Annotated in this window: 18 protein-coding genes; 8 read left to right on the top strand and 10 right to left on the bottom strand. The window is 55.7% G+C overall.

Translation table 11 applies throughout. The features are described from left to right. The first annotated feature begins 348 nt into the window (after nucleotides 1–348). Nucleotides 349–1,437, top strand: a complete 1,089-nt coding sequence (locus LKE90_RS09490) for a beta-1,6-N-acetylglucosaminyltransferase (protein ID WP_291493102.1) — start codon at nucleotides 349–351, stop codon at nucleotides 1,435–1,437. 34 nt (nucleotides 1,438–1,471) lie between these two features. On the opposite strand, the gene LKE90_RS09485 is transcribed toward LKE90_RS09490, so the two are convergent. The 9 genes from LKE90_RS09485 to LKE90_RS09450 all read right to left on the bottom strand — a co-directional run bounded on the left by LKE90_RS09485 (nucleotide 1,472) and on the right by LKE90_RS09450 (nucleotide 15,663). After that, nucleotides 1,472–1,927, bottom strand: a complete 456-nt coding sequence (locus LKE90_RS09485) for a nitrate reductase associated protein (protein WP_291493104.1) — start codon at nucleotides 1,925–1,927, stop codon at nucleotides 1,472–1,474. Between the two features lie 35 nt (nucleotides 1,928–1,962). After that, nucleotides 1,963–2,952, bottom strand: a complete 990-nt coding sequence (locus LKE90_RS09480; RefSeq protein ID WP_291493106.1) for an ABC transporter substrate-binding protein — start codon at nucleotides 2,950–2,952, stop codon at nucleotides 1,963–1,965. Continuing rightward, nucleotides 2,949–3,551, bottom strand: a complete 603-nt coding sequence (locus LKE90_RS09475) for an ANTAR domain-containing response regulator (protein ID WP_291493107.1) — start codon at nucleotides 3,549–3,551, stop codon at nucleotides 2,949–2,951. Before LKE90_RS09475 ends, LKE90_RS09480 begins: the two co-directional genes overlap by 4 nt. Continuing rightward, complete coding sequence (locus LKE90_RS09470) at nucleotides 3,551–7,507, bottom strand: bifunctional nitrate reductase/sulfite reductase flavoprotein subunit alpha (RefSeq protein WP_291493109.1); 3,957 nt, start codon at nucleotides 7,505–7,507, stop codon at nucleotides 3,551–3,553. Before LKE90_RS09470 ends, LKE90_RS09475 begins: the two co-directional genes overlap by 1 nt. A gap of 6 nt (nucleotides 7,508–7,513) precedes the next feature. Continuing rightward, nucleotides 7,514–10,411, bottom strand: a complete 2,898-nt coding sequence (nirB, locus tag LKE90_RS09465; RefSeq protein WP_291493313.1) for a nitrite reductase large subunit NirB — start codon at nucleotides 10,409–10,411, stop codon at nucleotides 7,514–7,516. 48 nt (nucleotides 10,412–10,459) lie between these two features. Beyond that, on the bottom strand, nucleotides 10,460–12,010 hold the full coding sequence (locus tag LKE90_RS09460) for an alginate export family protein (RefSeq protein WP_291493315.1): 1,551 nt from the start codon (nucleotides 12,008–12,010) through the stop codon (nucleotides 10,460–10,462). 110 nt (nucleotides 12,011–12,120) lie between these two features. Continuing rightward, complete coding sequence (locus tag LKE90_RS09455) at nucleotides 12,121–13,383, bottom strand: nitrate/nitrite transporter (protein WP_291493111.1); 1,263 nt, start codon at nucleotides 13,381–13,383, stop codon at nucleotides 12,121–12,123. A 500-nt stretch (nucleotides 13,384–13,883) separates the two neighbouring features. Then, a complete protein-coding gene (locus LKE90_RS16495) occupies nucleotides 13,884–14,156 on the bottom strand; it encodes an NTP transferase domain-containing protein (protein WP_366509529.1) in 273 nt (90 codons plus the stop codon). Between the two features lie 91 nt (nucleotides 14,157–14,247). Further along, nucleotides 14,248–15,663: an NAD(P)-binding domain-containing protein gene (locus LKE90_RS09450; RefSeq protein WP_291493113.1), complete on the bottom strand. Its 1,416-nt coding sequence runs from the start codon at nucleotides 15,661–15,663 to the stop codon at nucleotides 14,248–14,250. 139 nt (nucleotides 15,664–15,802) lie between these two features. Here LKE90_RS09450 and LKE90_RS09445 point away from each other — a divergent pair, with 139 nt between their 5' ends. Next, complete coding sequence (locus LKE90_RS09445) at nucleotides 15,803–16,078, top strand: helix-turn-helix domain-containing protein (protein WP_291493115.1); 276 nt, start codon at nucleotides 15,803–15,805, stop codon at nucleotides 16,076–16,078. A gap of 39 nt (nucleotides 16,079–16,117) precedes the next feature. On the opposite strand, the gene hpxZ is transcribed toward LKE90_RS09445, so the two are convergent. Then, on the bottom strand, nucleotides 16,118–16,525 hold the full coding sequence (gene hpxZ, locus LKE90_RS09440; protein WP_291493117.1) for an oxalurate catabolism protein HpxZ: 408 nt from the start codon (nucleotides 16,523–16,525) through the stop codon (nucleotides 16,118–16,120). 1,022 nt (nucleotides 16,526–17,547) lie between these two features. Here hpxZ and LKE90_RS09435 point away from each other — a divergent pair. From LKE90_RS09435 to LKE90_RS09410, 6 genes are read left to right on the top strand one after another with little or no spacing between them, the layout of a single operon-like run. Further along, the gene (locus LKE90_RS09435) at nucleotides 17,548–18,531 is read left to right on the top strand and encodes an ABC transporter substrate-binding protein (protein ID WP_291493119.1); all 984 of its coding nucleotides are present in this window, start codon (nucleotides 17,548–17,550) and stop codon (nucleotides 18,529–18,531) included. Nucleotides 18,532–18,552: 21 nt separating this feature from the next. Beyond that, the gene (locus LKE90_RS09430; protein WP_291493121.1) at nucleotides 18,553–19,518 is read left to right on the top strand and encodes an ABC transporter permease; all 966 of its coding nucleotides are present in this window, start codon (nucleotides 18,553–18,555) and stop codon (nucleotides 19,516–19,518) included. Next, nucleotides 19,515–20,429, top strand: coding sequence for an ABC transporter ATP-binding protein (locus LKE90_RS09425; protein WP_291493123.1), 915 nt, complete (start codon nucleotides 19,515–19,517; stop codon nucleotides 20,427–20,429). Before LKE90_RS09430 ends, LKE90_RS09425 begins: the two co-directional genes overlap by 4 nt. An 11-nt stretch (nucleotides 20,430–20,440) precedes the next feature. Further along, entirely contained in the window at nucleotides 20,441–20,920 is a 480-nt protein-coding gene (nikR, locus tag LKE90_RS09420; protein WP_291493126.1) for a nickel-responsive transcriptional regulator NikR, read from the top strand. Between the two features lie 39 nt (nucleotides 20,921–20,959). Next, nucleotides 20,960–21,763 carry an urea amidolyase associated protein UAAP1 gene (locus LKE90_RS09415; RefSeq protein ID WP_291493128.1) on the top strand — a complete coding sequence of 268 codons (804 nt, stop codon included), beginning with the start codon at nucleotides 20,960–20,962 and terminating at the stop codon, nucleotides 21,761–21,763. A 16-nt stretch (nucleotides 21,764–21,779) separates the two neighbouring features. Beyond that, nucleotides 21,780–22,424 carry an urea amidolyase associated protein UAAP2 gene (locus LKE90_RS09410; RefSeq protein WP_291493130.1) on the top strand — a complete coding sequence of 215 codons (645 nt, stop codon included), beginning with the start codon at nucleotides 21,780–21,782 and terminating at the stop codon, nucleotides 22,422–22,424. Nucleotides 22,425–22,432 lie beyond the last annotated feature (8 nt).

Genomic DNA, 22,432 nt, shown 5'->3' with positions numbered 1-22,432 from the left:
GCATGCTAATTCATTGATATAACAATGGAGTTATGATTGCGGGATTTTTGTGGAGTGGGTGGCGATGATGCGCCACAGGTAAAATCTTATCAAAATCAGCCAGATTTTCATTGCGTGAGATATGTCATGAATTTAGAAATTATCAATGATAAAGAAGAATTATTTGTATTGTTCTTTATCTATCCGTCTCATTAATTCGAACATCGGATTATTTTCTTGCAGAAAATACAAATTATTAAACACAAAAGGCAGTAAACTTTAAAGTAATTTCTTTTTGTAAGATTTCATGTTGTGGTATTTTTTGTTTGTGCAGGAAAAACAATCAAGTATTTATAGTTTGGTGATTTTATGGAAAATAGCAATGATATTGGGATAAAATCGAAAAAAATAAAAACAAAATATGATAGATATTACGATCTTCTCGAAATTAAAACTACCCATGTATATAAAAAACACGATGGTGCGTATGAAAAATTAGATATTTTAAAAAATAAAAACATACACAAAAAGGAGTCGAAAATATCATATATGATTATGGCTCATAAAATTGACGATCAGCTGAACTTGCTGCTTGAATCCCTTCTCTCTGATCATAGATCTGTTGTTTATGTTCACCTCGACGCCAAAGTGGATATCCATAATGGTAATTTAATCAATCAAAGTAATAGAATAGTTTTTTTGGAAAATAGAGTGAGGGTGAATTGGGGAGGTTTTTCTGCGGTACAAGCCATGAAAAACCTTATCTATGAAGCGCTTAAAGATGTTGACAGTGATCGTTTTGTTTTTATAAGCGGGTCATGTTTCCCGATAAAAATTCCTGTTAAAATTAATAATAATTTGTTGCGCAGTAAGGGAAATATATTTTCTATATGGGGAGGGATTGATCCGGAGAATCTATCATCCGAAGGATTGGGTCGCTATTGCGTAACAAAATTTCAGCCATGTGATATTGAAAGCCTTAATCCTAAAAAAAGCATTCTTCATTCAAGAGTATGGAATTTTTATAAAAAAGTATGCGGAAAATTTCCTTTGGAACGAGAGGTCGTCTTGTCAGATCTCTGGCGTGGATCACAGTTTTTTGCCGCAAACCGGGCGGTTGCGGAATGGTTTGCGCAATCTCATCCTGATTTGGATCATGCTCTGAAATGGAGTCTGGCTCCTGATGAAATTTATTTTAATACTTTGTATATTCGATATATACGCCAGCAGGGCGAGAAATTTTCTGAAATATCGCCATGCAAAACAGAGCAGGGAACGCATTATATTAAAAAAACCGCCCCTCAAAACCGGACATTGAGGCAAAAGCTTTTTGATCCTATTGATCTTAGAAAGCTAAATGAAATTGATTTGCCGGAAGCTCTGGCGTCATCGTGCTTTTTTGCCCGGAAATGCAATCCGGAAATTTCGAAGGAAATAAAGCTTTCATGGAATGGTTAATTTTAAATATTCAATTCGGTATTTGTATTTTATTTTAAGTATTTTCTGTAAAAAACTCCTTTAACGCCGGGATGAAATTCTGGTTTTCATGTCCTGGTCTTGTGAGTTTCATCAGGGCGAAGCGTTGCAACGGGGAAAGATGGTTCCACTGCTGCAAGGTTGGTGTGGCTGCGCCATGCGCAGCAGCGGTCTGTCTGATGCTCTGCGGTATATCATCTGCTTTCTGCCAGGTTTCCGGTGAAACTGGCGGAAGAAAGACGGGCTCTTCTTCCGCTCTTTGCCTGATAAGGTCGACAAGGAGATTGCGATAGATTTTACACTGCTTCAGGCTTTCTGCCGGTCGTTGCACGAGTGCGGCCCGATCCTCCTGTGTGAAACGGCTCCATTGACGGAGGCTGACTTTTACACCGCACAGATCAAGTTTCATCCTGACTATCATCGGGATGCAGCGCAACGAATGGGCGAAATCCATTTCGAAGTTGAACAGCATGAAGGAGGAGCCTGTTAAGGTACGTTTCCGGAAAATCAGAGAGGAACGGGAGGTGCGGAGGTCAAGGCGCCGGAAGCACTCCACTGCATGAGTGTCTGCCGTTCGGTATTTTCCAGCCAACCAAGAGCCATCATGTCGTGAATGATCCATTCGATATCGTGCTTCTGAAGCATTCCGGAAGAAAAGGAGATTGCTTCTGCGGCAGATCCTTCTGGCAGCACTGCGTGAGTGGCTTCCGCAGGGAGCGCGAGACCGCCCGTCGGGAGGGAAGCCGCGAGCGCATCGGTGATGCCCTGTCTATGGTGGGGTTGCTGACAAAAGCTGATGGCTTCCTGCAGGGCGCGGGTCATCGCCTGCATTTTGGGTTCGGAACAGGCAAGCTCCCCGGAAGCCACCATGATCTTCTCGACATGATCAGGAAAAACGGAGGACGAGCCACCGACCCGGAAAGCAACACCGATCCTCTCCGCCTCAGTTCCCCATGGCGGGCCGACACATCCACCGTCGATCTTCTTCTCAGAAAGAGCGTGGATCATGTCGACGGGTGGCATCACCAGAAGCTCAATATCGCTTTCCATGTCCACATCAATCATTTTCAGAAATCTTCTGAGAATGAGAAGATGAGTGGAATAGCTGTGCACGACGGCAATACGGGGGCGTCGTCCGATGCCGCTGCGCCAGATATCAAAAGCACGTCGCCCTTGTGAGCCTGCGTGCCAGATTGTCTCGACCGGATTGGCTCCCCGCAGCATGATCGTATTGCCTCCCCGGCTGATCGTGCCCAGAGGACGCAGAAGGGTGCCGTGTCCACGCCGGCCCAGAGCGGTCATCATTGCCAGTGGGCAAAAGACTACAGCTGCATCAAGTTTTTTCCAGACGAGGCCATCCGCGATATTGGCCCAGGACGGAGAGACAACAATGTCCGTTTCCAGTCCGTGCCGGGCAAAGAGGCCCTGCTGCTGAGCCATGATGACGGGCGCGCTGTCGGCCAGTTGCAACACGCCGATGCGAATTGGCGTCTTCATGACAGATCATCCCTTTTCTGGCTGGCGAGATATTCCTCCGCAACGGCTGCGATGCGACGGGACGTCTGCATGGCGCGACGTTGCAGCCAGCGGTGAGCCTGGGTTTCGTTTGTTTTTTCGTTCTTCATGAAACACCTTTTGGCCTGATCAATAAGTTTGCGCTCCGCAAGGACACGCTGGACTTCACTGAGTTCTTCGCGTGTCCGGCGGAAGCGGTCATAGAGGGCGATGGCGGCCCGGAGGAGAGGCTTGACGTCACGGGGCGGCGTCTCGATCACATTGTAGGAACAGATGCCCGTATCGAATGCCGTTTCCATCAGAGCGGAGTCATCCTCGTCGACAAAAAGCGCTATCGGGCGCTCCTGCGCGGATTGCGACAGGGCGCGGATACTGTCCAGCGCATCACGGTCGGCTCGCGCCATGTCCACCAGCACGACATCCGGACCGTGCAGTTTTACGGCGTCAATCAGCGCCATTTCGGCCGGAACCGTCAGAACACGAAGGGAGCTATCACTGCGCAATGTTTCAGACAGGGCGAAACCCCGTTTCGGATTGGCGTCGGCGACCAGAACCACCAGAGGAGGGCGTCCTTCTACCATCAGTAGACATCCCGCAGATAGCGTCCCTCGCGTGTCAACTGCGCCACAAACGAGTCAGCTTCCCCTGTCGGCAGGCCGCCGTGACGCGCGACGATCCGCTTCAGGGCGGCATCGACATCGCGGGCCATACGGCTGGCGTCTCCGCAGACATAGACACAAGCGCCATCATTCAACCATTTCCACAAATCCGCACCAGCCTCCTCCATACGGTCCTGCACATAGATCCGTTCCGGCTGATCACGCGAAAAAGCCGTGTCCAGTCGCGTCAGCACACCTTCAGTCTGGAAGGATTCCAGTTCGGAGCGATAGTAAAAACCCTCATCAGCGTTGCGTTCACCGAAGAAAAGCCAGTTACACCCGGAAGCCTTGCGGGCGGCACGCTCCTGAAGAAAGCCTCTGAAAGGCGCAATTCCGGTGCCGGGACCGATCATGACCACCGGAATCGCATCATCCTGCGGCAGTCTGAAATGTGTGGTGGGCTGGGTAAAGACCGGCACTTCATGGCCATCCTCCAGACTGGCGAGCCAGTTCGAGCACACACCCGGCCACGGCGTGAAATTGATCCCCACAGTCAGTTCCACCACCCGGCCCGTGGCCTGCGGTGAGGAAGCGATGGAATAAAGACGTGGCTGCATACGCCGGAACAGGGCAGGCACGTCCTGCGCTGTAACAGAAAGAGAAGCCTCTCTGAGAAGGTCGGGCAGAAAACCCGTTTCCCGTTCACCGAGAGCCGTCAGCATGGCCGGATTGGGACGGGACAGATCGAAATGACGCAACAGAGCATCCCTCAATCCGATCGCGCCACACTCTCTTAAAACAATTGATGTGTCTCCCGGAAGTTGTAGGGCATGCAAGGCGATCTCTGCATTTTCTACTGTATTGCAGGGCCACACGCCTAGCGCATCGCCTGTTTCCCATGTCAGTTCCGTTCCGCTCAGGTCAAGACCGATCCGGCGGGTGTCCCGTTCGCTTCCCGATGTGCAGAGCCGTTCGTTGATGCTCAGTTTAGCCACGACCGGCGCGTCGCGTGTACCCGCCACGATCCGGGGAGCTTCGACGGCAATGGGGGCGGCCGGAGCGCCTGTCCCGTTGAGTGCTGTCAGCAGAGCACCTCGCCATGCTTCAACAGTGTCTTCGAAATCCGGTTCGCAGTCCACGCGCTCCAGTAACGGTGACGCTCCCAGTTCGCGCAGCCGTCCATCAAGAGCGCGTCCAAAGCCGCAAAAGCTGGCATAGGAGGAGTCACCGAGCGCCAGAATGGCATAAGCAAAACCAGTTAATGGCGTCTTCTGAGACCTTAACGTATCCCAGAAGGGGGCGGCGCAATCCGGTGGATCACCATCTCCGAAAGTGGAGACCACAAAAAGCGCTTTCCCGGAAACCGGATGGCCACACTCCCAACTGTCCAGACACTTCGCTTCTGCCGGATGCCCTGCCTCGCGTAACCATGTCACAACCGTTGCCGCAAGCCCTTCAGCACGTCCGGTCTGGGAAGCCCACCATACGCCGATAGTCGGAGGCAGCGGAGAGTTGTCCTCTGCCTGTGTCGGTATCTCTGGTCGTGTCCGGCTGTACAGCCCTGCGAGAATTCCGCTGAAATGCGTCCGTGTCTGCGGGGGGAGTGGAGCGGAAGCCGGAACGGACGGCAGTTCACCCGGTTCCGGCGGAGCGATTTTCAGTCCTTCAAGAAAACCGGACAACCATGCCTGTGCTTCTTCGGACAGAGCGGGCAGGGAGACAGAAGTCGAAGAATCCAGACCGAGATGGGTGACGAGAGACCGCAAGGTCATGGTGTGAGATCCTTCCTTTTCCGGTTTCACGGAAGCGGCGTGCGTCGTTGTTTCCACGCGCTCAAGAGAGACGGCGCAGACTTTGAAGCCGGGTTGCAGCGAGATGGGATCGACGGCATCCGGTGTGACGGCGTTGACCGTCATGTTTTCCCCGAATCTGTCATTCCAGTGAAAGGGAGCGAAGCACGTGCCTGAACGCACCCGTGACGAGATTAGCACGGGAAGAACGATCTGCCCGCGCCGGGAGGTGATGCGCACGGAATCATCCTTCGCCAACCCGAGCGTGGCGGCGTCTTCGCTGCCGATTTCTACGAATGGTCCCGGATTGAGGCGATTGAGACTCTCCACCCGTCCGGTCTTGGTGAGCGTGTGCCACTGGTGTTGGAGGCGGCCGCTGTTCAGGACGAAGGGGAACTCGTCGTCCGGCCATTCCTCCGGTCGCATCCATGGACGAGCGAAAAAGACCGCCTTGCTATCAGCTGTCGCAAAGACGGGACCGTCACTGTCAGACGGGAGATAGCGGATGGGATGCCGCGACTGCGTGTCGCCAGCCGGAGCGGGCCATTGCACGGGGCCTTCGCGAAGACGGGCATGACTGACACCAGCAATGTCGTAACCTGTTTTCGGATTTGTGAACCGGCTGGCTTCGGCAAACACGTCGGCTGCGGAAGCAAACGTAAAATCCTGTTCGAACCCCATGGCGCAGGCCACGCGGGCAATGATGTCCCAGTCCGCCAGTGCTTCGCCCGGTGGCGGCACAGCCTGACGGGCAAGCGTCATGGTGCGGTCGGAATTGACCTGCACCCCCTCGCTTTCCGCCCACAGAGTGGCAGGCAACAGAATGTCGGCAAAACGGGTGGTCTCGCTGTCCGCGAACGCGTCCTGCACGATGACACAGTCAGCAGCCTCCAGAGCCCGCACCACATGTTTGCGGTTGGCGACTGTCGCCACAGGATTGGTGCAGATGACCCAGCACGCCTTGATCTCTCCCTGTTCCATCGCTTTGAACATCGCGATGGCCCCGTCACCACCTGTATCACGCAGGGTTCCGGGCGAAAGATTCCATTGCTGTTCGACAAAGTTCCGATCCGCTGCGACCAGCGCGCTGCGCTGACCGGGCAGACCGGGGCCCATATAGCCCATCTCACGCCCGCCCATGGCGTTGGGCTGTCCGGTGAGCGAGAAAGGACCGCTACCGGGACGGCAGATGGCCCCGGTTGCAAGGTGAAGATTGCACACAGCGTTGGTGTTCCATGTACCGGCGATGCTCTGGTTCAGCCCCATGGTCCACAGGCTCATCCACTCACCGGCTTCTGCGATCCAGTGTGCCGCCGTCAGGATGTCCTCGGTGGGCAGACCTGTAATCTCGGCTACGGTTTCAGGCGCGTAGTCCTCAAGAAACGCCTCCATGGAGTCCCAGCCCGTGGTGGCGTGTGCAATGAAATCCCTGTCGATAGCATCGTTTTTGACAAGAAGATGGAGCAAGCCGTTGAGAAGGGCGAGGTCGGTGCCGGGACGGATGGGAAGATAAAGATCGGCTTTTTCGGCTGTGGCTGTCCGGCGCGGATCAACAACGATCAGTCTGGCTCCGCTGCGTTTGCGATCCATCAGCCGCAGGAACAGGATGGGGTGACAGTCGGCCATGTTCGCGCCGATGACGAAGAACAGGTCGGTGCAGTCGAAATCTTCGTAGCTGCCCGGCGGCGCATCGGCTCCCAGTGAGAGCTTGTAGCCGGTTCCGGCGGCGGCCATACAAAGCCGGGAGTTCGATTCAATGTGCTGGCTGCGGACAAACCCTTTGGCCAGCTTGTTGATCAGATACTGCGCTTCCAGAGACATCTGCCCCGAGACGTAGAAGCCGATGGCGTCCGGACCATGTTTGTCGAGAATGCTCCGCAGGCGTTTCGCCGTGGTTGCGATGGCCTGCTGCATGGGCAGTGGGGCTGCTGCTTCGTCACGTTTGGCGCGGACAAAAGCCTGACGCAGCCGCTGGTCGGAGAGGAGAGGTTTATCGCAGGAACTGCCTTTGGTGCAGAGCCGACCACCATTCGCAGGGTGTGCGGTGTCGCCGCGTACCTTGACGATACGCTCATTTTCGACTTCCAGAATAACGCCGCACCCGACCCCGCAATAGGGGCAGACGGTGCGGATTTCCTCTCTCGCCATATCGGATCAGGCCGTTACGAGATCCGGCACGTTTGTCTCGGTCTTTGCCCTGATCTCGATTTTTCTGTTCTCCATCCGGGCGTCCCATGTCCGCAGCCGAACATTGGCGTCTTCCAGACATTGTCCATCTTCCAGCCGGAAGTGCTGCTTGTAGAGAGGCGAGGCGACCACAAGCTGTCCTTTCAGATCCCCCATGATACCGCGACCGATGACATTGGCGTTGGAAAACGGATCGTGGTTGTCGATGGCATAGACCCGGGCAGCAGTGGTTTCCGTCGCGGGCAGATAGAACAGTGCAATCTGACTTCCGTCATGCCACGCGACAACGCCCGAGTTTTCCACGAGATCATCCTGTCCGCACAGGGTCGTCCAGTGAAAAGGACCCGCTGAGGAAACGGCTTCAGGCAGATTATCAGCCGGACGAACCTGATCACGCTCCGGCACTGTGCGGATATTCGGGTCGGGACGGCTGTCATTGACGAATGTACGGAATCTCTTGAGCTTTTCACGATCCGTCAGGGCGTCTCGCCATTCGCAATGATAGCGGTCAACGACCAGTTGCATCTGGCTCTCCAGTTCCGTGCAGATGCCGAGACTGTCGTTGATGATGACGTCCCTGAGGTAATCCAGCCCGCCTTCCAGATTCTCCCGCCAGACGGAGGTACGTTGAAGTTTATCAGCCGTACGGATGTAGAACATTAGGAAACGGTCGATATATTTTAGAAGCGTATCCGTATCCAGATCGGTGGCGAACAGTTCCGCATGGCGGGGCCGCATGCCGCCATTGCCGCAGACATAAAGGTTCCAGCCGTTTTCGGTGGCGATCACGCCCACATCCTTGCTCTGCGCTTCCGCACATTCACGGGTGCAGCCGGAAACGGCGAATTTGAGCTTGTGGGGAGAACGCAGACCCTTGTAGCGGTTTTCCAGATCCAGCGCCTTGCGGACGCTGTCCTGTACGCCATACCGACACCATGTGCTGCCGACACAGGATTTCACTGTCCGGGTGGATTTTCCGTAAGCGTGTCCGGTCTCGAAACCTGCATCGAGCAGTTCGACCCAGATGTCGGGCAACTGCTCAAGTCTGGCTCCAAAAAGATCGATACGCTGTCCGCCGGTGATCTTGGTATAAAGGTCATACTTCTTGGCGACCTGACCAAGAACGATCAGCTTTTCAGGCGTGATCTCGCCGCCCGCGATGCGGGGAACGACGGAGTAGGTGCCATTCTTCTGCATGTTGGCCATGAACGTATCGTTCGTGTCCTGAAGCGGAATGTAGAGCGGGTCCGTAATCGGCTTGTTCCATGCGGAAGCCAGAATGGAGCCGACGGCAGGCTTGCAGATATCGCAGCCGATCCCACCATTGCCATGCTGTGCCATGAGATCTTCAAATGTCTGGATGCCATGCACGCGGACCAAGGAGTAAAGTTCCTGCCGTGTATAGGAAAAATGCTCACACAGACTGCGATCTACCGTGATTCCGCGTGATTCCAGTTCATTCTCGAATACGCTTTTCAGAAGGCCCGCGCAACCGCCGCAGCCCGTGCTGGCCTTGGTGCTCTGTTTCAGGGAGGAAAAGTCCGCGCAGCCGCCATCAATGGCGGTGCAGATCGCGCCCTTGGTGACGTTGTGGCATGAGCAGATCATGGCCGTATCCGGCAGCGCATCGGCTCCCAGCAGTTCCGCGCCTTCGCCACGCGGCAGGATCAGAGCCGCAGGATCGGCGGGCGGCTTGATGCTGTTCTGCACATACTGAAGGATCGTGTCGTAATAGGCATTGTCGCCCACCAGAACGGCTCCGAGCACCTGACTGCCGTCTTCCGAAAGGACGAGACGGCGGTAGGAGCCATCGACTTCTCCAATAAAGCGATAGCTGCGGCTGCCCGGTGTGACGCCATGTGCGTCGCCGATGGAACCGACATCCACACCCAGAAGCTTGAGTTTTGTGGACATGTCCGCGCCCGAGAAGGCCGCTTCTTCACCCGCCAGCGTGGAGGCGACAGTCCGCGCCATGGTGTAGCCCGGTGCGACGAGGCCGAAGACCTGTCCATTCCAGCAGGCGCATTCCCCGATGGCGAAAATGGAAGGGTCGGAGGTGCGGCATGTGTCATCAATGACCACGCCTCCACGCGCGCCGACGGCCAGACCACAGTCACGGGCCAACCGGTCCTGTGGACGGATGCCCGCCGAAAACACCACGAGATCGGTTTCCAGTGAAGTGCCGTCTGCAAATGCGAGACGGTGCCTGTGCGTTTCACCAGATACGATTTCCTGCGTGGCGTGTGCGGTCAGAACCTGAATCCCGAGGGCTTCGATCCGCTGTTTCAGCGCGGCTCCACCCTCCTCATCAAGCTGCACAGGCATGAGGCGAGACGCGAATTCGACCACGGCTGTTGAAAGGCCAAGACCAGCAAGGGCATTTGCCGCTTCCAGCCCCAGAAGACCGCCGCCGATCACCACACCATGTTTCGCACCTTCTGCGGCTGAGCGGATCATGTCGAGATCGTCCAGCGTACGATAGACCAGCCCTGCCGTGCCTGTATTGCCGGGAACCGGCGGCACGAAAGGCGTGGAACCTGTGGCGAGGATCAGGGTGTCGTAGGGCAGGAAGCCTTCGTCGCTTTCCACAACCTGCGTCGCACGGTCGATGCCTGTCACCCGCACACCACGATGCAGGGTGAGTTCATGTGCTGCGTGAAAATCCTCGACATGCAGACGAAGCGCCAGCGCGTCCCTGCCGCTCATATACTCGGTAAGATGCACCCGGTCATAAGCGTCATGCAGTTCGTCGCCGAAAATGTGGATCGCATGGGTCTCATTCAGCCCATGCATCACAAGCTGCTCGGCACAGTAATGGCCGACCATGCCGTTACCGATGATGATGATGTTGCCTGCCTTGGTCATGGTCGCGTCTTCTGTCATGTGCTGTCTCTGTGCGGCGCTGTGTGAGCTTCAGAACTTGAATTCCATGGTCTGCATGTAGAAGGCTCCGTCCTTCGCGCCCGCGTGATGCATCCCCTGCGAGGCGAGGAACCCGGCGATGTCATGGGTCCATGTCCAGTGGGGCGCAAAGTTCCACGCGACCTGCGTCTGTGGCGTAACACCGAGGAAGCCACCGGAAAGAGTGTTGCGATATCCGTAGATTTTTCCGGTGCCATAGACAGCGTCCTGCGTGCTTTCACGCCAGAAGACCGGCACATGCAGTTTGAGGTGTAGATTCGCCAGAGGAGCGGCTGTGATGACAGGCCCAACCCCGATCAGGTTCTGGGAGGTGAGGGCGAGTGTTACATCGTTGTAGTAAGGCAGCGGGAAATACGGTGTGGCGAATGTGCCGACCGCGCCGTCCTTGCTGTGATAGGAGCCGCCGGAGAACAGATCGGCCTGAAGAGCGATGGAGGGTTTCGCCTTCAGGCTTTTCGCCGTCCAGCCGAACGAGCCGTTGACGGCATAGGCGCGGACCGGGCGGGTCGAGCCCTGATTGGCGGCGGGGCGGAACTCACCACCCTGAAACACGCCGGTCAGGCTGATATCGAAAGGACCGACATTACCCCAGAACCGTGCACCGACATTATCACGACGGGTTGATCCGGCCTGTGTGCCGGTCATGGTCGGCAGGGCAGCCGGGGCGCCGTTGAAAAGATAACCGATGAAGAACACATCCGCAAAAAGCTGGCTTTTCTGGTTCATGACGGAAAAGGTGGGGAGAGCTGTGGAGGTATAGATTCCGTACATCCGGGCATTGTAGTTCGTGCCGTCAGCAAAGACGTTCCGCGGCAGCTTGTTCGTCTGCATGAAATCGAACACGTCCAGCCGGAACGACTTCCAGACCGCATAACCGCGAAAGCCGTCCCATGTCTGCTGCACGTTGGTCAGATCGCGGGCGGACTGCATGGAAACGGGGGCATCAAGAAACACCTGTCGGCCGCCGATCACACCCATTTTCGCGCCGAGCAGGTTTCCTTTTACTTCAAGAATACCCTGCTGGAGATCGAGACGCTCACGCTGGGTTCCGGCCTGATAACCGTAATAATTGGAGCCGCCTGCGACCCCCCAGAGAAATTCGGCGTAGGCGCGGACATGCTCGCCAATATGCAGGTCAGCGCCATACATGCTGCGCAGCAGCACGCGGCTGGCATTGGTTTTGCCTGCGGTTCCCATCATCGGCTGGTTCTCGAAGATATAGCGCAGCCGCTCTTCTCCGTTGATGGACAGCCAGATATCGCCCTTGTCTGTCAGGCGAATGTATTTCAGACGATTGAACCAGTCGTTCTTCCGTTTTTCGGGCGATGTATTGACGATATCGCTCCAGTCTTCCGCCCAGCGTGCCTGACCGTATCCGCCTACTGTTCCGAAACCGGCCGCAGCGCCTTTGCCTGCATTGAAAACGCCCCAGTCAGGGCTGTGCAGGAACAGTTTTTTAGAAGTGGGTGGTGCTTTTCCCTGCTGTGAAGAAGGAGGATTTTGAGTGATAGGGAGAGCATCAGCCCATGCGGTCTGCGCCATGCACAGACCCGCGAGCAGGGCAGCCGATCCCGCGCTGAAGCGAGATGGACGAAAAAATGGCGTGCGAGGAGTCACTGTGTGCGTTCCTGCTGATGGGAGAGGGAGGACGGTTACAGAGACGCCGGGGCGTTTGCGGCGGCAGGAAATACATCCCGTTCGGATTTCCAGCGTCGGCGGCAGAGGCTGACGCATGCCAGTCCCAGAAGAGCGATGATCGCGAAGCCCAGAAAACCGGGGCCGTATGAGCCTGTCGCCTGCCGCGCCGCACCGAGGGATGAGGCAAGATAGAACCCGCCGACGCCTCCGCTCATGCCGACCAGACCGGTAAGAATGCCGACCTGCGTTGGAAAACGTGTCGGCACAAGTTGGAACACCGCGCCGTTGCCGAGACCAAGCACCACCATACCGAGAAAGAAAGCAGGGAAAGCGAGCCAGATGGTCGGGAGTCCGAAGCCGATAATCGCGAAGACGATGGCCGCCAGTCCGTAGAGGATGGTCAGGGTGCGTTCGCCGCCAATACGATCGGCGATTGCCCCGCCAAGAGGACGCACGAAGGAGCCGACGAACACAACAAAAGCGGTGCAGGTTCCGGCGATCGCGGGAGACAGGCCGTACTGGTCGTTGAAGTAGATGGTGAGGAAGGAGGCCAGACCGACAAAGCCGCCGAAGGTCACGCCGTAGAAAAACATCAGGGCCCAGCAGTCGGCGTTACGCAGAACGGGAAGCCAGGTTTTCAGGCCACCTCCAGCTTTTCTGCCCGGAGGTTCGCTGGCCAGAAACAGGAAGGCGATCAGCACGCCGGTCAGCGGCAGAGTGGCCAGTCCCAGCACATTAACCCAGCCATAAAGGGCTGCCAGTCCCGGTGCGAAGAGAGAGGCGAGCGCTGTTCCGGAATTTCCGGCGCCAGCGATGCCGAGGGCCGTGCCTTGGTACTGCGGCGGATACCATGCGGAGGCGAGGGGAAGGGCGACGGCGAAGGAAGCCCCGGCCACGCCCAGCACCAGCGCCACGCCAAAGAGGGCCGCATAGCTATGCGGCGCGATCATCCACGCGAGAAAAAGCCCGACGATGACGAAAATCTGTGCTCCGATAGCGACGCGGCGTGGCCCGAACAGGTCGACCAGCGCCCCGGCCAGTACGCGCAGCACGGCGCCTGCCAGCACAGGAGTCGCGACCAGCAGGCCTTTCTGACCTGCATTGAGATGCAGGTCGTGGGAGATGGAAATTCCCAGAGGTCCGAGCAGAACCCAGACCATGAAGGACACGTCGAAATAGAGGAATGCCGCGAGCAGAGTGCGCGGGTTTCCTGCCTTGAGGAAGCCTTTGTCCACGTCATAACGTCCAGCATCTGTCGCAGGGAGCAGATGCGCCATTATCAGGCACAGAGACCGTCGTTGGTCATCCGGGTGTCATCGCTGGTTCTGTCATCGGCTTACTGTCCCCACCGTCGTTGATGGGCACGTCACGAGCTGATGCATTGGCTTGTGATGCCATGTGTAATGATACGTTGTCAAAACATTTTGACGATTTCTTTCCCGACGCGGAGTGGCGTCATGGGGGGCAACCTCCTGTGTGCGTGGTGCGAGAAAAGAGGTCTGGTGTTTACGCTCCTGTTCTGCCGGTGTGCTGGCATTCAGAAGAAGATCAGGATTGACGAGCGGGAGACGGACCGCACTGGAAAGACAGGACCGCAGGGGAGGGTGCGCTGCTCTCTGCTGTCGGCAGGAGCGAGCGCTTCAGGTTCCCATACGGCGCAAAGAGGGTCTTCTGTTTCTTTTGCCAGAACGCCGCTGTCTGTTCCGACCTGTCGACTCAAAACAAGCTTCTGTACAATGCTGATTTTGAGAGGGGGAAGATCACAGTCGAAAACACATCATGCAACGTCAGGATATGGATGACGGGCGGCACGCAATCCGGCTACCGGTCCATTCTCATCAGATAAAACAATGATCTGGGGAAAACGGGAAGGGGCAGGCCCGAATTTCTGGTCTGTAGGTAACGAGATGAAACACCGTGTCATATGCGGTTCAAGAAGGTAAAAAACATGCTTTATCTGACTATGTTTTCCGTAATGGAGAGTGACCTTGTCCGTTTGCGTGCGGTGACTGTGACCACCCGTCAGGACAAGGCCGAAAATTGACGGCAACTGGTTCTGCAAGAGAGTACCATGCTGCCGAGATCAGACGCGCAGACCCGAAAGACCGGTCCCGTCAGGAGAGACTGCACTGGATCACCATTCAGGCCGGTGGCGGCTCCAGACTGACAAGTTCATCAACATGATAGTTCAGAAGACTTTTTAAATGCTGATCCCCATCCTGAACGAAGAGATCACGACCGATGGCGAAGGAGAGTTTCTCGACGCCGAAACGCATCGCGCTTACGGATGCACCGGACAGGCCCATGCTGGGTGTGGCGGAAAAGGTAAAATTGTGAATGGCCGCCAGCATAGGTGTGATGGGATCATTCTCATCTTTGGGAAGAAACTGAAAGTTTTTTCCCAAATAAGGATAATCTCCAAGAACACCGCTCGGTTCATCTTCAGGTGGTGTGAAACGCTCTTTCCAGAGCGCTACATGGCTGGCTATTCCCGCCAGTTCGGGACGTAGCGCCATATCGACGGTAAAGCCGGTGCCGATAATAAGGAAGTCAAAGCGCATCTCACCCTTGGGTGTCGTCACCACGACGTCATCTCCGTCACGACTTACCGCTGTCCATGGTGCGCCGGTATGAAACGCGAAATTCTCATGGCGACGGCAGCGCCAGAACGTATCCTGCGGCGGAGGCTGGTTGAGGTCGTAGATACGGCGCATGAAACGCCAGCGGGTGAGATCAGGAAGCTCCGAGAAAAAGCTTAGAAAGCCCGCATTTTCCATCCAGCGATATGGATTGACCGACGGAATCTCCTTGCGTCTCAGGCAGAGATCTACACTGGCCGCCCCCATCTCCAGAGCTGTCGCAGCATTGTCGAAAGCCGAAGCTCCGGCTCCCAGAACGCCAATGCGCTTGCCACGCAGTTTCTCGAAATCAATCTGCTGCGACGTATGGGCATAGGAGGTGGACGGCAGAGCATCCGAGATGAATTTCGGGATGTGCCACCGGCCGCCACCGTCAATGCCGGTCGCCAGAACCAGTTTGCGGGCCCATACAGTTTTTCGCTCTCCTCCCGCACATTCAAAAGACAGACGCAGAAGGCCATCCTGCCATGCCATGTCTGTCAGCCGGTGCTCGTTCTGAACCGGCAGCTCCAGCACGTCCCGCACCCAGTCCAGATAGGCCTGCCAGTCCTGACGGGAGATCTTGTTCAGATCTTTCCATGCCTGCACGCCATATTTGGCTTCATACCATGATTGTGGCGTCAGGCTGGGAATGTCCAGATCAGGTCCTGTCACATATTTCGGCGTCCGGAGCGTGAGCATGCGGGCAAAGGTGATCCAGGGACCCTCTCCACCGCGAGGGGCCGCATCAAAAATGCAGACGTTGGAAATGCCACGCCGTTTGAGCGCGAAGCATGTCGCAATTCCACCCTGACCGCCCCCGATGATGGCGACATCGAGAACCTGTTCACCATCTTTCTGACGGGAAAAACACCAGTTGCCTGTTGCATACGAGATTTTCTGAAGGTCTGCCTTCACCTGTCTTTCGAGCTGTTCCATGCGCGCCTATCAATCCTTGTTGCGCCATACAGAGAGCTTCTTCACGGATATCCCCGGTAGCGCCTGCAACTCTGACGTCAATGTTTCACAATCGAAGTGTTCTTGTATATATTTTTATTCAGCATGATGTATTCGCAAAATGAGAGCAAGTCAGGATGCCCGTTTTCTCCGATATTTCATGTGCGCCGCGCAGCACGGCTCCATACGGAAAGCATCCGATGAACTGCATATTGCGGCATTCACCATTGACCCGCAGATTCTTCAGGGTGAATGCACTCTGGATACGCTGCTCTTTAAACGGCTGCCCGCCGGTCTGCGTCTGACAGTGGCCGACGATTTGCTGTTGCCGGCCTGTAATCGCTGGTCACGTGATATGAACACCATCAGGACACAGATTGCGGTCTCAAGGGTCTGAGACAGAGCGCGGTCGATGTGCTGATTTCCGACGCAGGGCCTATGAAAGGGCAGGCGCGACGGCTTCTGACTGCTGAGCCATCAGCGATACATGCGCTGCGATTATTTTCCACTGTCCGTTCACACGGACCCATGTCTGCATCTGACGGCCCGTTCTCTGGCTGCCTTCCCGCCTGAATTCCAGACTGACGACGGCGGTATCATCACCCATACTGGTAATGTGACGTCGAAGGACCGCGCGTGGAGGTGAGCCGCCCTGCCGGGCACGGCGGAAGGCCGCGATTTCTTCACCACCGTACAGATTTTCCCCTACGCCGTAACGCACCACTTCCGGTCCATTCCAGAAAAAATCGTCCAGTGTCGCAACGTCGTTATCAGCCAGAGCCTTTTCATAGCGGTCAGCGCAGTCGGAAATTTCCTGAACTATTCTGATATTGTTGAACTGCATGAGCTACTCTCCCGGTTATCATGATCATCTGGTTCATATTACAGAGTCAGGCGGTTCCCGAAGCATTTTTCGCCATGCATCAATGAGATATGAAAGGCGGCAAGAGCCGATCTCTGGTCTACCTCATATTGGAATGGTATTTATCAGAAACAGTGTTTGGTAATATACATGCTGCTGCATACCTTGTGCGCTGGTCAGGAGCGCTATGTGAGTTGCGGATCAGAGGCAGGGTCATGGGTAGAGAGGTTTGTCAGCACCATGTTTGGAAGAGTGGCCTTGAACGGGGGTGCCGATAAAGGAAGGAATGCCATGGCGCTGTTCCCGCGCTGCCTTGCTTTCTTCAGTGTGTGAGAAACGACGTTGGGCTTCGTCCCTGTCCACAGAGAACCGAAGGAATTGCCGCCGTCGGTCATTGGGCGCGTGACCTGCTTTCTGCCTGTATCTGACCTGACAGTGTGAACGGCGACATCCAGCCGCGTCATCCTGATATGACGCACGATGCGCCAGAGGACGATCTCTTCTTACCTCAGGATGGGACGTATCGTGGCCCGGCCGGGACGTCGGACATAACAGGCTGTATCCTGCAAAGAAGATAAAAATATCAAGTATTTATTTGGGCAGAATCAGAGTTTTTCGTAAAATGAAAGGGGGTTCTGATTCTGGTTTCGAATATAAAATCGGACGTCCAGTGTCTGCTCATCCCGACTGCGGTTTCTTTGCTCCCCTCTTTATTTATCCGGAGACTTGCTCGGCATCGCGTCCGATTGGCTGTGGCAAAGAGCGGCTTCGTCCGGCGCAAAATAGCGGACCAGCCCGGAAAATGGGGCGCTATCGCATCGGGGTCTGTTTGGTATTCAAATTTATGGAGGGATTTCTTTTGAAATAAATGACATGAAATCAAAATGTTAGTGTCTGTTCGGATTTTAGTTTCATGGCAAGAACATTTTTATGTTGCAACCAACTGGATTCCGTCAGAGAATGAGTAATACGATTTATATGATTCGTATTACTGGAGTCTGACCATGCACCTGCTCCCGCTTCTTCGGAAAACCCTGCTGGCTGGCGTCTGTGTCGCGGCAACGCTCTCCTCCGCGTCCGCTGCGACCCTGAAGATCGGCTACAGTGACTGGCCCGGCTGGGTTGCTTGGCAGGTCGCCATCGACAAGGGATGGTTGAAGGAAGCCGGTGTCGATGCTGATTTTCAGTGGTTCGACTATAGTGCCTCACTTGATGCGTTTTCGGCCCACAAGCTTGATGCTGTCATGGCCACGAACGGCGATGCCCTCGTCACGGGAGCGAATGGACATAAGGGGGTGATGATCCTCGCCACGGATTATTCCGACGGCAATGACATGGTTGTCGCCCAGCCGGGCATCACTGATATCAAGGGGCTCAAAGGGAAGTCGGTTGCGGTTGAAGAGGGGCTGGTCGATCATCTGCTGTTGCTCACGGGGCTGGAAAAGGCTGGTCTGAGCGAGAAGGATGTGAAGCTGGTCAATACGAAGACCAATGAAACCCCGCAGGTGCTCGCTTCTGGAGAAGTTGCTGCGGTAGCAGCCTGGCAGCCAAATGCGGGGCAGGCGTTGCATATGGTGCCGGGAGCGCGTCCTGTATTCACATCCCATGAAGCGCCCGGATTGATCTATGACACCATCGTTGTCGATCCGCAGTCCCTGCATGACAACCGGGATCAGTGGCAGAAGCTGGTGGGTGTCTGGGATCATGTCGTCTCCTATATCAAGGATCCGAAAACACAGCCTGATGCCTTGAAGATCATGGCGACACGCACGGGCGTTTCGCCCGAGGCTTACAAGCGTTTCCTGAAGGGAACGCACCTGCTGACTGTGTCTGATGACAAGGCTGTTTTTGCAAAAAAAGAAGGTCTCGGGTCGCTCTACGGTTCTTCCTCGGTCTCCGATTCCTTCAATGTCCGCTACAGCGTTTATAAAACTCCACAAAATGTGGACAGCTATATCGATCCGTCTTTCGTGGCGGCTGTGAAATAACGCTGGGCAGGAGCGACCGCCATGCAGGGCCTTGCCGCTTCATGGAGACTATACGGGCGGACTGACGGGCTGTCCCGTGGAGTCTTCGGGGTTTTTGCCGTGCTGCTGCCGTTGTTGGTCTGGAGTGCTGTGAGCTACCTGCCGTTCGTATGGCATCCGCAGGTGCTGATTACGGACCCGGGTGGCGAGGATTATCTGGAATCGGGCATGCGGATGAACCGTGCTGATTTCACGCGTGCCGTCAGCGAGATGCAGGCAAAAAATCAGCCTGTTCCTCAAGGAATTGCTGCAAACCCGGTCTATCTTCCTTCTCCCGGCGAAGTTCTGACAGCTTTCGTGCGTGCCTTCACGTCTTCTGCTCCCACGGGAGCGGAACACTCCATCACGCAGGCTTTCGGACACAGTATCCAGATCATTTTCTGGGGGTTTCTCATCTCTTCCCTGATCGGCGTGCCGCTTGGTGTGTTGTGTGGCGCGCTGCCCGGTCTGGCGCGCCTTGTCGAGCCTTCGGTGGATTTTTTCCGGTATCTTCCCGCGCCGGCATTTGGTGCGCTCGCTGTCGCCATTCTTGGTATTTATGATGCGCCGAAGATTGCCATCATTGTTATCGGCACGCTGTTTCAGCAGATTCTTGTGATTGCCAACACGACACGCAAGCTGGATTTCGCACTGATCGAAGCGTCCCGCACGCTTGGAGCGAAGGGGTTGAAGCTGCTTTTTCGTGTGGTGATTCCGGGCATCCTGCCGGACCTTTATCGCGACCAGCGTATCCTGCTGGGCTGGGCCTGGACCTATCTGATCGTGGCCGAGCTGATCGGCACATCTTCAGGCATCACATGGTTCATCACCCAGCAGGCGCGTTACCAGCATTTCGATAATGTTTATGCCGCAATGGCTATTATCGGAATCGTCGGTCTTGGAACCGACATGGTTCTCGGTCTTCTGGGGCACCGGTTCTTCAGCTGGAAAAGGGAGATCGACGGATGACTGAACATCAGCTTCCCGACTATCGCACGCTTCCGGCGGATGTGGCCGAACGTATGGAGCAGATCAAACAGCGCGAGTATGTGCTGGAGATCGATCACGTTGGAAAGGTCTTCGCGCAGAAGCGCAACAGGACCGTGGCGCTTGAAGATATCGAATTCGGCGTTCACCGACGCGAATTTATCTGTGTCGTAGGCCCGTCTGGATGCGGTAAATCAACCCTGATCCGCATCCTTGCGGGGCTTGAGGAAACGACCACAGGCCGTATCCTTGTAGATGGAAAACCTGTGAACGGCCCCGGCCCAGACCGGGGTATGGTGTTTCAGAAATACACGTTGTTTCCGTGGCTGGATGTCTGCCGAAATGTGATGTTCGGCATTGAAATGGGCGGTACCGAGCGGTCGGAAGCCCGTCGTCAGGCCATGCAATGGTTGCAGGTTGTAGGACTGGAACAGTTCGCCACATCCTTTCCTCATCAGCTCTCCGGTGGGATGCAGCAGCGTGTCGCCATTGCCCGGGCCTTGGCCGCCCGTCCACGCGTTCTGCTGATGGATGAATCCTTCAGCGCACTGGATGCCCAGACCCGTCTGAAGATGCAGAACTATCTGATGGAGATCTGGCGCAAGATCGACATCACCATTGTCTTCATCACGCACGATCTGGATGAGGCCATTTATCTGGCTGATCGCATTCTCGTGCTCAAGCCCCGTCCGGGACGGGTGGAAGAAGTCATTGAAGTGCCGCTGTCCCGTCCGCGCCGGGCGGCGCAGATGACATCTGATGAATTCCTCTCGACGAAAGCCCATCTGGAAGGGCTGATCCGTTCCTTCGGCGGTAACGTGGAAGACGCGGATGAGGGTGGGGAAGATGTGAATATTCCGCTTCTTACCCTCGTCACGGACAAGGCTGAGTAGGAACTGCGCCAATGACCAGACGGGAAACGAAGGAGCAGGTCAGTCGTGTGAGCATTTCGCTGCCGCCCGGTATCCTGCAGGAACTGGACGCCATGGTGGCGGAGAAGGGCTACGCCAGCCGCTCTCAGGCCATCCAGAATATCCTGCATCAGGAACTGATGGCGTCACGCAATGACTGTGCGGATGAACTGATGGCGGGGGTCATCATTCTTTTCTACAACAACGCCGCAACGGGCCTTTCCCAGAGGCTTGCTGAACTGCAATATGAAAATCTTGCCGAAGTGATCAGTTCTCTGCACGTCAACCTCGTGCGTCGCCAGACACTGGAGGTTCTTCTGGTGCAGGGAAAGGTCGGAAAGCTTCAGGAAATTGCGGACCAGTTCATGACGCAGTCCGGTGTCATTTCCGGAAAACTGCATCTCATCGCATCTCTTATTCCCCCCGTTCACGAGAAGGGACGTCCCCCTTCGCTCGATATAACGCCGTGCTGACCGGTATTTTTCGGCTTACTCCATAAAAAGGAGCGTTTCATGCAGATCGATCAACAGACACCAGAATGGTATCGCGCCCGCTACAACCAGCTCCGTGATCAGGCTCTTCTCGCGGAAAGCGGCGCACGTCCCGCCTTCACGCCTATAGAGATGACCGAAAGCAGTGTGCTGCATCGTGAAGCCATTCCGGGCGGTTGGTACTGGAGCACAATCCTGCCGCGTGGTCAGGCGCTGCGTCTGATCAATGCATCAGGCAACAATGGCGTTTCCGTCGGGTTGTGGAATGCGGATGATCTGAGCGAGCGTTATAACGCTGGCGACACCATCAAGCTGCAATGGACCACATGCCTCACAACGGGCCGTGTCCTGTTCTCGGACATGGGGCGTGTGCTCGCTTCCATCATCGGTGACTCCTGCGGTTACAGTGATACGCTGGTCGGTGGCAGCACGCCACAGAGCAATGCTCGCAATTTTGGTAGTGAGGGTCTGCGTAACACACGTAACAACCTTCGTCTGATTGCCGGCAAACACGGCATGTCGCAGCATGACGTCACCTCCTGCATCACCTTTTTCTCGCATATCAGCACGCAGGCGGATGGCAGCTTCCGCTGGATCGATGGCGATGTCCGGGCTGGCGACCATGTCGATCTGCGGGCGGAGATGAATCTTCTCGTGGCGGTCTCCAACTGTCCGCATCCTCTGGCTCCGGAGAAAACCTTTGCGCCCGGACCGATCGAGGCCGTGCGCTGGCAGGCTCCCGCCATCAAGCCGGATGATCTGTGCCGGACTTTCTGTGAAGAAGCCCGCCGTGGCTTCGAAAATACCGACCCTCTCTTTGTCTGATCCGGGAGTCCGATCGATGCCAGAATGCGATATCAGCAAGGTCTTCTCGACCATCACTCTTGATGAGGTTGTGGCTGCCCGGGTGCCCTGGTCCGGTGTGGTCCGTAAGGGGCAGGTCCTCCGCATTATCGACCTTGAAAGCCAACAGGCTGTGGATGCCCTTTTCTACAATGCCCATGCCTATCACGAGCGCTACAGCGCACAGGATACGCTTGTGAATCAGGGAGCGGCCTATATCGGCAAGGGTGGTCGCCTGTTTTCCAATGAAGGCAATGTGCTCATGACCGTCGTGGAGGACACCTGCGGACGTCATGACACGCTAGCGGGTGCATGTAGCTGTGAATCCAACACGGTGCGCTTCGGACATGAGACGAAATACATGCACGCCTGTCGCGAAAACTTCCTTCTGGAAGTGGAAAAATACGGCATGAGCAAGCGGGATATCGTCAACAACGTCAATTTCTTCATGAATGTTCCCATCATGCAGAATGGCGAACTGGTGATTGATGACGGTCTTTCCGAGCCCGGTGGTTTTGTCGATCTGCGTGCGGAAATGGATACGCTTGTCGTGGTGTCGAACTGCCCGCAGGTCAATAATCCCTGCAACGGCTTCACGCCCACGCCCATCCGCGTGGTCATCGGCGACCCCGTTTCCATCTGATCCATCGG

The organism is Acetobacter sp. (genome assembly GCF_022483985.1).
Taxonomy (GTDB): Bacteria; Pseudomonadota; Alphaproteobacteria; order Acetobacterales; family Acetobacteraceae; genus Acetobacter.
Note: the sequence above shows the minus strand (reverse complement) of the source record. Positions and strands in the feature narration are given on the sequence as shown.

What these genes read in the sequence shown, in the direction of transcription:
- LKE90_RS09415 (WP_291493128.1), top strand. Translation starts at nt 20,960, where the DNA reads ATGCAGATCGATCAACAGACACCAGAATGGTATCGCGCCCGCTACAAC.
- LKE90_RS09450 (WP_291493113.1), bottom strand. Translation starts at nt 15,663, where the DNA reads ATGGAACAGCTCGAAAGACAGGTGAAGGCAGACCTTCAGAAAATCTCG.
- LKE90_RS09445 (WP_291493115.1), top strand. Translation starts at nt 15,803, where the DNA reads ATGAGAGCAAGTCAGGATGCCCGTTTTCTCCGATATTTCATGTGCGCC.
- LKE90_RS09430 (WP_291493121.1), top strand. Translation starts at nt 18,553, where the DNA reads ATGCAGGGCCTTGCCGCTTCATGGAGACTATACGGGCGGACTGACGGG.
- LKE90_RS09485 (WP_291493104.1), bottom strand. Translation starts at nt 1,927, where the DNA reads ATGCTGTTCAACTTCGAAATGGATTTCGCCCATTCGTTGCGCTGCATC.
- LKE90_RS09490 (WP_291493102.1), top strand. Translation starts at nt 349, where the DNA reads ATGGAAAATAGCAATGATATTGGGATAAAATCGAAAAAAATAAAAACA.
- LKE90_RS09435 (WP_291493119.1), top strand. Translation starts at nt 17,548, where the DNA reads ATGCACCTGCTCCCGCTTCTTCGGAAAACCCTGCTGGCTGGCGTCTGT.
- nirB (WP_291493313.1), bottom strand. Translation starts at nt 10,411, where the DNA reads ATGACCAAGGCAGGCAACATCATCATCATCGGTAACGGCATGGTCGGC.
- LKE90_RS09480 (WP_291493106.1), bottom strand. Translation starts at nt 2,952, where the DNA reads ATGAAGACGCCAATTCGCATCGGCGTGTTGCAACTGGCCGACAGCGCG.
- LKE90_RS09425 (WP_291493123.1), top strand. Translation starts at nt 19,515, where the DNA reads ATGACTGAACATCAGCTTCCCGACTATCGCACGCTTCCGGCGGATGTG.
- nikR (WP_291493126.1), top strand. Translation starts at nt 20,441, where the DNA reads ATGACCAGACGGGAAACGAAGGAGCAGGTCAGTCGTGTGAGCATTTCG.
- LKE90_RS09470 (WP_291493109.1), bottom strand. Translation starts at nt 7,507, where the DNA reads ATGGCGAGAGAGGAAATCCGCACCGTCTGCCCCTATTGCGGGGTCGGG.
- hpxZ (WP_291493117.1), bottom strand. Translation starts at nt 16,525, where the DNA reads ATGCAGTTCAACAATATCAGAATAGTTCAGGAAATTTCCGACTGCGCT.
- LKE90_RS09455 (WP_291493111.1), bottom strand. Translation starts at nt 13,383, where the DNA reads ATGGCGCATCTGCTCCCTGCGACAGATGCTGGACGTTATGACGTGGAC.
- LKE90_RS09475 (WP_291493107.1), bottom strand. Translation starts at nt 3,551, where the DNA reads ATGGTAGAAGGACGCCCTCCTCTGGTGGTTCTGGTCGCCGACGCCAAT.
- LKE90_RS09410 (WP_291493130.1), top strand. Translation starts at nt 21,780, where the DNA reads ATGCCAGAATGCGATATCAGCAAGGTCTTCTCGACCATCACTCTTGAT.
- LKE90_RS09460 (WP_291493315.1), bottom strand. Translation starts at nt 12,010, where the DNA reads ATGGCGCAGACCGCATGGGCTGATGCTCTCCCTATCACTCAAAATCCT.